Below are 12,508 nucleotides of genomic sequence, written 5' to 3'. Positions count from 1 at the left end.
CGATTATGGATTCACCAAGACACTTTCAGGTCGACGCGTTGGTTGAGCACCCACCATCAGTACCCTCACCCCAGCCCTCTCCCAGAGGGAGAGGGAGCCGACCGAGATGTCTCAGGTTATACGCCGACCTGAAAAGTCTTGGCGATTATGGATTCAGCACTGCCCTTTCAGGTCTGCGTAGTCCTTCAGCATCCCCCAATCAGTCCCCTCTCCCTTTGGGAGAGGGTTAGGCGGGCGGCGTTCCGATGAGGGGCTTTTGCTTTTCAGGCTTCAGCCCTTGAACACTTCATCCAGCAAATCATGCATCGACTTGAACGCGCGCTTCGCGGTCTTCGCGTCGTACATCATCTTGCCCGGCACATTCGCATGCGGATCAGTGAACGAGTGCACCGCACCGCCATAGCTCAGCAACTGCCAATCGACTTTCGCCGCGTTCATTTCATCCTCAAACGCCGGCAATTGCTCTTTCGGCACCAACGGGTCTGCAGCACCGTGCAGCACCAGCACCGAACCTTTAATGTTCTGCGCGTCGCCCGGATTCGGTGAATCCAGTGTGCCGTGGAACGACACCGCCGCTTTCACCGGCGCGCCGGTGCGCGCCAGATCCAGCGCACAGCAACCGCCGAAGCAGAAACCGAACACCGCCAGTTTCGAAGTATCCACCGCCGCTTCGCCCTGCTTCTGCAACTGCTCGAACGCCGCTTGCATACGCTTGCGCAGCAGCGCGCGATCATCCTTCAACGGCATCATCGCCGCGCCGGCCTGATCAGCATTCTGCGGACGCACAGCCTGACCGTAAACGTCAGCGATCAACACCACGTAGCCCTTGGCCGCCACCGATTTGGCGATCTCTTCGGCACCAGCGCTGACGCCCATCCAGTTCGGCGCCATCAACAAACCCGGCCGCGCGCCTTTGTGCTCGGCGTCGAACGCCAGACGACCTTCATAAGGCTGGCCGTCGATCTGGTAGACCACGGAACGTACAGTGACTTCGCTCATTTCTGACTCCTGATTTGCTAAACACCAGAATGAAAAAACCCGCCGAAGCGGGTTTTTCTGCAACTTGGTTAAACCGACAGTTCAACCAGCAGCTTGTTCAGACGGCGCACATACGCGGCCGGATCCTTCAAGCTGTCGCCGGCAGCCAGGGCTGCCTGATCGAAGAGGATGTGCGACAGATCGCCGAACCGCTCTTCGCTCTGCTCGCCATCGAGTTTCTCGATCAGCGGGTGGCTTGGGTTGAATTCGAAGATTGGCTTCGAATCCGGCACTTTTTGCCCGCTGGCTTCGAGGATCTGGCGCATTTGCAGACCCAGATCCTGCTCGCCGATGGCCAGAATGGCCGGCGAGTCGGTCAGACGATGCGATACGCGGACTTCAGCCACGGAATCGCCCAGCGCGGTTTTCAGACGTTCAACCAGACCTTCTTTGGACTTGGCGACTTCTTCTGCGGCTTTCTTGTCCTCTTCCGAGTCCAGGTTGCCCAGATCGAGATCACCGCGTGCCACGTCGACAAAAGTCTTACCGTCGAACTCGCTGAGGTAGCTCATCAGCCACTCGTCGATGCGGTCAGTCAGCAGCAGCACTTCGATGCCTTTCTTGCGGAAGACCTCCAGGTGCGGGCTGTTCTTGACCTGCGCGTAGGTTTCGCCGGTGAGGTAGTAGATTTTGTCCTGACCTTCCTTGGCACGGGCCAGGTAGTCGGCCAGACCAACGATCTGCTCGCCGTCGTCGCCTTGGGTCGATGCGAAACGCAGCAGGCCGGCGATTTTCTCTTTGTTGGCAAAGTCTTCTGCCGGGCCTTCTTTCATGACCTGACCGAAGTTCTTCCAGAAGCCTTTGTATTGCTCAGGCTCGTTTTTCGCCAGTTTTTCCAGCATGTCGAGCACACGCTTGGTCAGCGCGGTCTTCATCGAATCGATGATCGGGTCTTTCTGCAGGATTTCACGCGACACGTTCAGCGACAGGTCGTTGGAATCGACCACACCTTTGATGAAGCGCAGGTACAGCGGCAGGAACGACTCGGCCTGATCCATGACGAACACGCGTTGCACGTAGAGCTTCAGGCCTTTCGGCGCTTCACGCTGGTACAGGTCGAACGGTGCACGGGCCGGCACGTACAGCAGCGAGCTGTATTCGAGCTTGCCTTCGACTTTGTTGTGGCTCCAGGCCAACGGGTTTTCAAAGTCGTGAGCGATGTGCTTGTAGAACTCCTGGTATTCCTCATCCTTCACTTCAGTGCGCGGACGGGTCCACAGAGCACTGGCGCGGTTGACGGTTTCCCATTCAACGGCTGGTGCTTCTTCGCCTTCTGCTGCTGCCGCTTCTTTCGGCAACTCGATCGGCAAAGCGATGTGGTCGGAGTACTTCTTGATGATGTTACGCAGACGCCAGCCATCGGCGAACTCGTCTTCAGCGGCTTTCAGGTGCAGGACGATGCGGGTACCACGTTCTGGTTTTTCGATGGTGGCGACTTCGAACTCGCCCTCACCTTTCGACGACCAGTGCACGCCTTCGCTGGCCGGGGTGCCGGCGCGACGGGAGTACACATCAACCTGGTCAGCAACGATGAAGGCGGAGTAGAAGCCCACACCGAACTGGCCGATCAGGTGCGAATCTTTCTTCTGATCGCCCGAGAGGTTCTTCATGAAATCGGCAGTGCCGGATTTGGCGATGGTCCCCAGGTGGGTGATCACATCGTCACGGTTCATGCCGATACCGTTGTCTTCGAGGGTTACGGTCTTGGCGTCCTTGTCGAAGCTCACACGGATTTTCAGATCAGCGCCACCTTCGAGCAACTCTGGCTTGGCCAGGGCTTCGAAGCGCAGCTTGTCGACAGCGTCAGAGGCGTTCGAGATCAATTCGCGAAGGAAAATTTCCTTGTTGGAATACAGCGAATGGATCATGAGGTGCAGCAGCTGCTTTACCTCGGTCTGGAAGCCCAGGGTTTCCTTTTGAGTTTCCACACTCATGGTCATCAAACTCCAATCAGATGGCAGTGGCCGCGACCCGAAATGGTCGGCGGCGGGTTGTCTTGTGAGTTTGGGGCGCTGTTCAGGATTTCAAGGGCTCCTCGATTTTGAAGTGCGCACGCGCGGTGGCAATCGGTTCGCTTTCAGTGCTTTGCCAGGCTGTGATCGCAACGTTGGCGACGCGCCGGCCCTGACGGCAGACCTGACATTTGGCCCAGGTATCGCGGAACTGCCCGGCGCGCAGGTAATCGAGGGAGAAGTCGATAATCTTCGGCACGCCAGGCGCACCGGTGAAAATCAACAGATGCAGGGCGGCGGCCAGCTCCATGAATCCGGCAATCACCCCGCCGTGAATCGCCGGCAATAAAGGGTTACCAATGTTGTCCTTGTTCGCCGGCAGCTTGAACAACAGTTCATCGCCGACTCGCGAACACTCGATACCGATCAGCCCGGCGTACGGGATCAGCTCCAGCAACGGCGCGTAATCACCCTCTGCATGGGCCTGCTGCAATTGTTTCTTGAGGTCGTCGATCACTGATTTTCTCCCTTGATCGCGCCGCCGAAACCTTTGGTGCCTTTAAGGCCCTTGCCCATGCGCATGAAGGTGCCAACCACATGGGCGATGGGCTGTTCGGGATCATCCTGATAAGCGAAGCCTCGGGCGAATATCACATCGGTGGTCACTCGGTAGCACTGGGCAAAGCCATACACATCCTTGTTCGGCTCGGCGGCGTGCATATAGTCGATGCGCAGATCGAGGGTTGGACACACCTCGAACTCCGGCAACACGCACAGGGTCGACATCCCGCAGGCGGTGTCCATCAATGAAGTAATCGCCCCGCCGTGAATGACTCCCGTCCGGGGATTGCCGACGATTTTTTCGCTGTACGGCAAGATCACCGTAAGCCCTTCGGCCGAGGCGCTGTGCACCTGCAAACCGAGTACCTGACAGTGGCGCAGCGCGGAGAGAAATCGCGTCGCACGCTCAAAAACGGGATTTTCGGCCATATGATAATTACTCTCGTTAGAGCCTTTTGCCAGTAGTGTGCAAACCAGCAAAAGTTCCGTGTAAAAACAAACTTATATATCTGAAAGAAATGAGGAACTTAACCTGTAGCGCCGAGTTCTTAAGGCCAGTAGTTATTTTCCATAAGGAGAAACACCCCATGCGTAAGACTTTTGCTATTGCCTTGATGTTGACCGCTTCCCTCGGTCTCGCTGCCTGCGATAAAAAATCCGAGGACAAAGCTCAAGATGCCAACCAACATGCTGAACAAGCTCAGCAGGACATGAACAAAGCTCAGGATAAAGTGAACGACGCTGCGAAAGAAAACGCCGAAGCTGCCAAAGCTCAGGCTGAATCGAACGCTGCTGCGCAAGAAGAAGCTGCCAAGAAGCAATAATTCGCTTTTTGCTGCAGAAAAAAGAAAACCCGCCAAGTGCGGGTTTTCTTTTGTCTGGGAATTAACGCCAGAGCCGCCTTAGAGCAAGACAGTTCTAAAAGTCGGACTAATCATTAGCAACAGCGAACACAATACGCCAACTATCCAGGCCAGACTGCGCAGCTTGGGAAGATCGGCCAGGTAGAACCACAAGTAGAAGAGTCGCGCGATCACGAAGACGATCGCAAATGTGTCGATCAACCATCCTGCCGTTTGCGTGGTGTGCGCCATCAACACACCGACTGCGAACAACATGAACGCTTCGATGCTGTTCTGATGCGCCGCCAGCGCCCTCGCGCCGTAACCGGTCAATTGCGCCTGTTGCTGACGCGGCAGGTGATTGTTGTAACCACCCTGCTCTTTCATCGCTTTGCCTACCGGCATACGCGCGATATAGATCAACAGCGCACTGATAAACACACACCAGAACGGAATACTCATCAAGCGACCTCTCTGTTTGTTTCGGGAAGGGGGGCTTCTGTAGGGGTATAGACCATGACATCGAGAACGTCGGAATGAAACTCCCGGCGATACAGAACCACCACGACGCCGGCACTCATCAGCATGAACAGCCATGGACTGACAAACCAGGCCAGCATGCTCATGCCGAAGTAGTAGGAACGCAAGCCGAAGTTGAACTGGTTGGCAGCCATCGAAATCACTCGCGCCGCCCGTAAGGCGAAGGCTTTACGCTCCTGCTCCGACACCTGCCGCTCGCCAATCATCGGCGCCGACCCCACCAGAACGGCGGCAAAGTTGTACTGGCGCATACACCAGCTAAAGGTGAAAAAGGCGTAAACGAACACCATCGCCAGACACAGCAACTTGATCTCCGACATGCCCTGCGACGCCTGTTGCACCATCGGGATGTCCGCCAGCAACGAAACCGCCCGCTCTGACGCGCCAAGCACGGTGAGAATGCCGGCGAGAATAATCAATGTGCTTGAGGCGAAGAACGAGGCGTTGCGTTCAAGATTGCCAATCACGCTGGCGTCGGCGATGCGGTTGTCACGCAGCAACATACGGCGCATCCAGTCCTCGCGGTACAGGTGCAGCACACTGGCCAGACATGCTGTGTCGCGGGCTTTCCAGCCGGCATAACGGGTGTAACCGCCCCAGCAGATGACAAACCAGACGGCGGCGAGCAGGTGGATCAGGTTGGCTTGGATGAACGACATGCAATTCCCTGTGAAGTATGGATGCTACCTGTGGGAGCGAGCCTGCTCGCTCCCACGTTAGGACTTCGGCAACCCTTCGACGTTAGCCTAGGGAAAAAGACACTGCCTGAGGCGCATAAAAAATGCCCCGTATCGATTGATACGGGGCATTTCTGTTTAAGCGTTGAAGACCCGCTTATGGCGGGTCAAGCAACGTCAGGCAACCGCTTCGCTGCGCTTGCCCAGCATGCGATCGCAAACCACTGCGACCACCAGGGTCATCACACAGGGCACCAGCCATGCCAAACCCTGCTCGCTCAGCGGCAGGTGGGACAACTGCGATGGCATCCAGTCGGCCAGACCGGCGCCTTTCAGCGCGTCGATGGTGCCGAACACGAACGATACCAGCATCACCGGACCAAGAATGCGGCCGTGCTCATGCCAGAAATCTTTGCAGAAGCTCAGCGCCACCAGCACGATGCACGGCGGGTAGATCGCGGTCAGCACCGGGATCGAGAAGGCAATCAGCTTGGTCAGACCCAGGTTGGACACCAGCAGCGAGAACGCCGCCAGAATGATCACCAGGGTCTTGTAGGACAGTGGCAGCACACGGCTGAAGTACTCAGCGCAAGCACAGGTCAGGCCGACCGCTGTCACCAGGCACGCCAGCGAGATCAGCACCGCGAGGAAACCGCTGCCCAGCGAACCGAAGGTGTGTTGCACATAGGCGTGCAATACCGCGGCGCCGTTGGTCGCGCCCACCGCCACTTCGTGGCTGCCGGAACCGAGGCGGAACAGGCTGACATACACCAGCGCCAGACCGACACCGGCAATCAGCCCGGCGATGATCGCGTAACGGGTGATCAGCGCGGGCGACTCGACGCCACGGGAGCGGATCGCGTTAACGATGACGATGCCGAACACCAGCGCCCCCAGGGTATCCATGGTCAGGTAACCATTGATGAAACCCTGAGAGAACGGTGCCGCCACGTATTCCGGCGTACCTTGGCCGATGTCACCCGCCGGCAAGGCGAATGCGGCGATACCGAGCACCGCCAGTGCGATGATCTTCAGCGGCGCGAGGAAACGGCCAACCGTGTCCAGCAACCGCCCAGGGTAAAGCGAGATGAAGAACACCAGCAGGAAGTACACCGAGCTGTAGAGGAACAGTGCCAACGGGCTTTCGCCAGTGAGCGGCGCCAGACCGACTTCAAACGATACGGTTGCGGTACGCGGGGTGGCGAACAACGGGCCGACCGCCAGGTAGCACGCCGCCGCCAGAATGCCGCCGGCAATCTTGCCGATCGGGCTGCTCAGCGTATCCATCGCCCCACCGACCTTGGCCAGTGCAACGACGGTGATCACCGGCAGACCCACCGCAGTGATCAGGAAGCCCAGCGCGGCCATCCAGACGTGAGGTCCGGCCTGCAAGCCCACGATCGGCGGGAAGATGATGTTGCCAGCCCCAACGAACAGGGCAAATGTCATAAAGCCAAGTGCCAGGATGTCCTGACCTTTCAAAACTTTCATTAAGGTAATACCACACTACTGAAATCGGAATTTAGAGGGGGATTGCCCTGTGTAATTAGGGAAATGCTGTCGATCCGTATGGGACTGACCCTTAAGCGCGTTGCATGCCTTGTGGGCGGCAGACGCAAAAATGGCTGCTAGCCTAACGAATTTGTCGTGCGAACGCACTGTTAGAGGGCGAACTATCCGATACGCGACGTTTCCGTGTCGCGTTTTTGCATGTAATTGGGTAGATGTCTATAAATCGCCTTCGCGAGCAAGCTCGCTCCCACTTGGGAATGCGTACAAATGTGGGAGCGAGCTTGCTCGCGAAGGCGATATCACTGATGACGCAGGTGCCAGAAACGACAAAGGCCACCCGAAGGTGGCCTTTGTTTGGTAAAGCGTCAGTTAAGCGCGAGGCTTACTTGACAGCCCAACCAGTCAGCTCGGCCAGGGCCTTGCCGATGTCTGCCAGCGAACGCACGGTTTTCACGCCTGCGTCTTGCAGTGCAGCGAATTTCTCGTCTGCAGTGCCTTTGCCGCCAGAGATGATTGCGCCAGCATGGCCCATGCGCTTGCCCGGAGGAGCAGTCACACCAGCGATGTAGGAAACAACCGGCTTGGTCACGTGTGCCTTGATGTAGGCAGCCGCTTCTTCTTCAGCCGAACCGCCGATCTCACCGATCATGACGATCGCTTCGGTCTTCGGGTCTTCCTGGAACAGCTTCAGGATGTCGATGAAGTTCGAACCCGGGATCGGGTCACCACCGATGCCGACGCAAGTCGACTGACCGAAACCGGCGTCAGTAGTCTGCTTGACAGCTTCGTAGGTCAGGGTGCCGGAACGCGAAACGATACCGACCTTGCCTGGCAAGTGAATGTGACCTGGCATGATGCCGATCTTGCACTCGCCCGGAGTGATAACGCCTGGGCAGTTAGGGCCGATCAGGACTACGCCCAGCTCGTCGCAAGTAACTTTGGCGTCCAGCATGTCCAGGGTTGGAATGCCTTCGGTGATGCAGACGATCAGCTTGATGCCGCCGAATGCCGCTTCCAGGATCGAGTCTTTGCAGAAAGGAGCCGGAACGTAGATCACGCTGGCGGTAGCGCCAGTGGCTGCAACTGCGTCTTTAACGGTGTTGAACACTGGCAGACCCAGGTGCTCGGTGCCGCCTTTGCCAGGAGTTACGCCGCCAACCATCTTGGTGCCGTATTCGATGGCTTGCTGGGTGTGGAAACTACCTTGCGAACCGGTAATACCCTGGCAGATAACTTTGGTGTCTTTATTGATCAGGACGCTCATTATTTGCCCTCCGCAGCTTTGACAACTTGTTGAGCAGCGTCGGTCAGGCTGGTAGCAGCGATGATGTTCAAACCGCTTTCTGCCAGTACTTTAGCGCCCAGCTCAGCGTTGTTGCCTTCAAGGCGAACAACAACCGGGATTTTCACGCCGACTTCTTTCACAGCGCCGATGATGCCTTCGGCAATCATGTCGCAGCGAACGATGCCGCCGAAGATGTTGACCAGTACTGCAGCGACGTTGGTGTCGGACAGAATGATCTTGAACGCTTCAGTTACGCGTTCCTTGGTAGCGCCACCACCTACGTCGAGGAAGTTGGCTGGCTTGCCGCCATGCAGGTTGACGATGTCCATGGTACCCATGGCCAGGCCAGCACCGTTGACCATGCAGCCGATGTTGCCTTCCAGTGCTACGTAGTTCAGTTCGAACTTGGCAGCGTGCGCTTCGCGCGGATCGTCCTGCGACGGATCGTGGAAAGCCTTCAGCTTAGGCTGACGGTACATGGCGTTGGCGTCGATGTTGATCTTGGCGTCCAGGCAGTGCAGATCGCCGTCAGCCTTGATCACCAGCGGGTTCACTTCCAGCAGAGCCAGGTCGTGATCCTTGAACAGCTTGGCCAGACCAACGAAGATCTTGGCGAACTGATTGACCTGCTTGCCTTCCAGACCCAGCTGGAATGCCAGCTCGCGACCCTGGCATGGCAGAGCGCCAACCAGTGGATCGATAGTGGCCTTGAGAATTTTTTCTGGAGTGTCGTGAGCGATTTTCTCGATGTCCACGCCACCTTCGGTGGAAGCCATGAACACGATGCGACGGCTCGAACGGTCAACGACAGCGCCCAGGTACAGCTCTTTAGCGATATCAGTGCACGATTCAACCAGGATCTTGGTGACTGGCTGGCCATTGGCATCAGTCTGGTAAGTCACCAGACGCTTGCCCAGCCACTGCTGTGCGAAGGCTTTGGCGTCTTCTTTGCTGCGAACCAGCTTGACGCCGCCCGCTTTACCGCGACCACCGGCGTGGACCTGGGCTTTGACAACCCACTCGCTGCCGCCGATTTTGTCGCAAGCTTCTGCTGCTGCTTCCGGGGTGTCTACTGCGTAACCAGTGGAAACTGGCAGGCCGTATTCAGCGAACAGCTGCTTACCCTGATACTCGTGAAGATTCATGCTTTTTACCGTCTTCGTTAGGTACTGCGCATTCGGCGCTGCGCTCGTTTGAGTGCCGCGCCACCTGTGACTGCTGCTTGCGTAGCTGAGCTACGCAAGACTGCGTCCAGCGGACATTCCGCGGTGAGACTTGCTCGCAAGGCTCACGACGGGCCGTTACCGCCGTGGTTTCTTATTGTGTCTTAACGCTTCTTGCGGTTGGCAATGTGGATGGCACCGCCATTCACAGCCAGAGCAGCTTCGTGCAAGGCTTCAGACAGGGTCGGATGGGAGAAAACCATCATGCCCAGGTCTTCAGCGCTGGTGCCGAATTCCATACCGATCGCGCCCTGCTGAACCAGTTCTGCAGCGCTCGGGCCAATCACGTGCACGCCCAATACGCGGTCAGTCTTGGCATCAGCGATGACCTTGACGAAACCACCGGTATCGTTGGCGGCCATGGCACGGCCGGAAGCGGCGAACGGGAAGGTGCCGACGTTAACTTCAACGCCTTCAGCTTTCAAGGCCTGCTCGGTTTTGCCAACCCACGCGATTTCCGGGTGAGTATAAATAACCGAAGGGATCAGGTCATAGTTCATCTGGGCTTTGTGGCCCTTGATGCGCTCGACAACCATGATGCCTTCTTCCGAAGCTTTGTGAGCCAGCATCATGCCGCGAACCACGTCACCGATGGCGAAAACGCCCGGTACGGTGGTCGCGCAGTGATCGTCAACGTGCACGAAACCGCGCTCGTCGAGGGTCACGCCGCTGTCGGCAGCCAGCAGATCAGTGGTCACCGGACGGCGACCAACGGCTACGATCAGCTTGTCGAAAGTGATGGTCTGTTCGCCGTTGGCATCGGTGTAGTTCACAACGACTTCGTCGCCGTTCACTTTCGAGCCGGTTACGCGAGCGCCCAGTTTGATGTCCAGACCTTGTTTGGTCAGGGTTTTCAGCGCTTCCTTGGAAACAGCGGTGTCCGCTGCCATCAGGAAGGTGTCCAGTGCTTCCAGAACAACGACTTCGGAGCCCAGACGCGACCAGACCGAACCCAGTTCCAGACCGATCACGCCAGCGCCGATCACGCCCAGACGCTTAGGTACGGACTGGAATTCCAGAGCGCCAGTCGAATCAACGATGACTTTCTGATCAACCGGAGCCGGTGGAATGTCGATCGGACGCGAGCCTGGAGCCAGAATGACGTTTTCAGCTTCGATGACTTCAACCGAGCCGTCTGGCTTGGTGACTTCGACTTTCTTGCCAGCCAGCAGTTTGCCGTGGCCCTGGATCGAAGTAACGCCGTTGGCCTTGAACAGGGTGGCAACGCCGCCGGTCAGGTTCTTGACGATGCCAGCCTTGCGGCCAACCATCGCAGCGACGTCCATTTTGACTTCGCCAGTCGAGATACCGTGAACGTTGAAGCTTTCTTTCGCTTCCTTGTATTTCCAGGAGCTGTCGAGCAGCGCCTTGGAAGGAATGCAGCCCACGTTCAGGCAGGTGCCGCCCAGGGCTTGCTTGCCTTCAGCGTCGGTGTACTTCTCGATGCAGGCAGTGGTCAGACCCAGCTGCGCCGCCTTGATGGCAGCCACGTAGCCACCAGGGCCAGCACCGATCACTACTACGTCAAATTTCTGCGACATTCAAAAAATCCTCTTTAGCGAAAAGCTTCAAGCCGCGCGCTGCAGGCTGTACCGCCGTTTCCGGCGATACCCCAACAGCCCGCGACTGCTTCTATCAGATATCCAGCAACAGACGAGCTGGATCTTCCAGCAGGTTCTTGATGGTCACCAGGAAGGTCACAGCTTCTTTGCCATCGATCAGACGGTGATCGTAGGACAGTGCCAGGTACATCATCGGACGGATAACGACCTGACCATTGATGGCCATAGGACGCTGGATGATGTTGTGCATGCCCAGAATCGCTGCCTGCGGCGGGTTGACGATCGGGGTCGACATCATCGAACCGAAGGTACCACCGTTGGTGATGGTGAAGGTACCACCGGTCATCTCGTCCATCGACAGTTTGCCGTCACGGGCTTTCTTGCCGAAGGTGGCGATGCCGCCTTCAATTTCAGCCAGGCTCATCAGCTCGGCGTTACGCAGAACCGGAACCACCAGGCCACGGTCGCTGGAAACGGCAACGCCGATGTCCGCGTAGCCGTGGTAAACGATGTCGCCGCCGTCGATCGACGCGTTGACAGCCGGGAAGCGTTTCAGCGCTTCGGTGGCCGCTTTCACGAAGAACGACATGAAGCCCAGGCGTACGCCGTTGTGGGACTTCTCGAACAGATCCTTGTACTTCGAACGCAGGGCCATGACTTCAGTCATGTCGACTTCGTTGAAAGTGGTCAGCATCGCCATGTTCGACTGTGCTTCAACCAGACGCTTGGCCACGGTGGCACGAACGCGGGTCATCGGTACGCGCTTCTCGATGCGGTCGCCAGCGGCGAACACAGGAGCAGCAGCCGAAGGAGCAGCAGCCTTGGCAGGTGCGGCAGCCGGAGCAGCTTTCTTGGCAGCAACAGCAGCAACCACGTCTTCCTTGGTCACACGACCGCCCTTGCCGGTGCCGGCAACGGAAGCGATGTTGATGCCGTTTTCTTCAGCCAGCTTGCGAGCAGCCGGTGCAGCAACAGGATCGTCTTCGCCTTCGGCGGCAGCCGGTGCAGCGGCAGCAGCGGCCGGAGCAGCAGCGGCGGCTGGGGCAGCGGCAGCAGCGCCGCCCGCTTCGATGGAGCCCAGCACTTCGTCGGACAGAACGGTGTCGCCTTCGTTCTTGACGATTGCGCCCAGCACGCCATCAGCGGTAGCCAGAACTTCCAGTACGACTTTGTCGGTTTCGATGTCGACGATCAGGTCGTCGCGCTTGACAGCGTCGCCCGGTTGTTTGTGCCAGGTGGCAACGGTGCCATCGGCAACCGATTCCGGGAAAGTGGGGGCTTTGATCTCGATAGCCATTATCTGTGGTTCCTTAAAT

The 12,508-nt window shown here is 57.7% G+C and carries 12 protein-coding genes; 1 reads left to right on the top strand and 11 read right to left on the bottom strand.

Features of this window, described 5'->3' with window-relative positions; genetic code table 11:
- Positions 1 to 270: 270 nt before the first annotated feature.
- From AB4O01_RS28805 to AB4O01_RS28790, 4 genes are all read right to left on the bottom strand, one after another.
- Positions 271 to 999, bottom strand: coding sequence for a dienelactone hydrolase family protein (locus AB4O01_RS28805; protein WP_093439949.1), 729 nt, complete (start codon positions 997 to 999; stop codon positions 271 to 273).
- Positions 1,000 to 1,067: 68 nt separating this feature from the next.
- Positions 1,068 to 2,972 carry a molecular chaperone HtpG gene (htpG, locus tag AB4O01_RS28800; RefSeq protein WP_116256535.1) on the bottom strand — a complete coding sequence of 635 codons (1,905 nt, stop codon included), beginning with the start codon at positions 2,970 to 2,972 and terminating at the stop codon, positions 1,068 to 1,070.
- Positions 2,973 to 3,054: 82 nt separating this feature from the next.
- Entirely contained in the window at positions 3,055 to 3,507 is a 453-nt protein-coding gene (locus AB4O01_RS28795; protein WP_093439944.1) for a PaaI family thioesterase, read from the bottom strand.
- A complete protein-coding gene (locus AB4O01_RS28790) occupies positions 3,504 to 3,980 on the bottom strand; it encodes a PaaI family thioesterase (RefSeq protein WP_093439939.1) in 477 nt (158 codons plus the stop codon). The genes AB4O01_RS28795 and AB4O01_RS28790 overlap by 4 nt, the downstream gene beginning before the upstream one ends.
- Before the next feature lie 158 nt (positions 3,981 to 4,138).
- Between AB4O01_RS28790 and AB4O01_RS28785 the strand changes: the two genes are divergently transcribed.
- Positions 4,139 to 4,375 carry a hypothetical protein gene (locus AB4O01_RS28785; protein WP_007919867.1) on the top strand — a complete coding sequence of 79 codons (237 nt, stop codon included), beginning with the start codon at positions 4,139 to 4,141 and terminating at the stop codon, positions 4,373 to 4,375.
- A 78-nt stretch (positions 4,376 to 4,453) separates the two neighbouring features.
- On the opposite strand, the gene AB4O01_RS28780 is transcribed toward AB4O01_RS28785, so the two are convergent.
- From AB4O01_RS28780 to odhB, 7 genes are all read right to left on the bottom strand, one after another.
- Entirely contained in the window at positions 4,454 to 4,855 is a 402-nt protein-coding gene (locus AB4O01_RS28780) for an MAPEG family protein (protein ID WP_320337233.1), read from the bottom strand.
- Positions 4,855 to 5,592 carry a DUF599 domain-containing protein gene (locus AB4O01_RS28775; protein WP_095050220.1) on the bottom strand — a complete coding sequence of 246 codons (738 nt, stop codon included), beginning with the start codon at positions 5,590 to 5,592 and terminating at the stop codon, positions 4,855 to 4,857. The genes AB4O01_RS28780 and AB4O01_RS28775 overlap by 1 nt, the downstream gene beginning before the upstream one ends.
- 195 nt (positions 5,593 to 5,787) lie before the next feature.
- Positions 5,788 to 7,101 carry a branched-chain amino acid transport system II carrier protein gene (brnQ, locus tag AB4O01_RS28770; protein WP_093439927.1) on the bottom strand — a complete coding sequence of 438 codons (1,314 nt, stop codon included), beginning with the start codon at positions 7,099 to 7,101 and terminating at the stop codon, positions 5,788 to 5,790.
- Between the two features lie 403 nt (positions 7,102 to 7,504).
- The gene (sucD, locus tag AB4O01_RS28765; RefSeq protein ID WP_038363951.1) at positions 7,505 to 8,386 is read right to left on the bottom strand and encodes a succinate--CoA ligase subunit alpha; all 882 of its coding nucleotides are present in this window, start codon (positions 8,384 to 8,386) and stop codon (positions 7,505 to 7,507) included.
- On the bottom strand, positions 8,386 to 9,552 hold the full coding sequence (gene sucC, locus AB4O01_RS28760) for an ADP-forming succinate--CoA ligase subunit beta (protein ID WP_038363950.1): 1,167 nt from the start codon (positions 9,550 to 9,552) through the stop codon (positions 8,386 to 8,388). The genes sucD and sucC overlap by 1 nt, the downstream gene beginning before the upstream one ends.
- 182 nt (positions 9,553 to 9,734) lie before the next feature.
- Entirely contained in the window at positions 9,735 to 11,171 is a 1,437-nt protein-coding gene (gene lpdA / locus AB4O01_RS28755; protein ID WP_007919881.1) for a dihydrolipoyl dehydrogenase, read from the bottom strand.
- A 94-nt stretch (positions 11,172 to 11,265) separates the two neighbouring features.
- Entirely contained in the window at positions 11,266 to 12,489 is a 1,224-nt protein-coding gene (odhB, locus tag AB4O01_RS28750; RefSeq protein WP_077571706.1) for a 2-oxoglutarate dehydrogenase complex dihydrolipoyllysine-residue succinyltransferase, read from the bottom strand.
- Between the last annotated feature and the right edge of the window lie 19 nt (positions 12,490 to 12,508).

Source organism: Pseudomonas sp. S2_E02, from assembly GCF_054668355.1.
The sequence above is the reverse complement of the archived record's forward strand: the minus strand, read 5'-3'. Positions and strand labels throughout refer to the sequence as shown.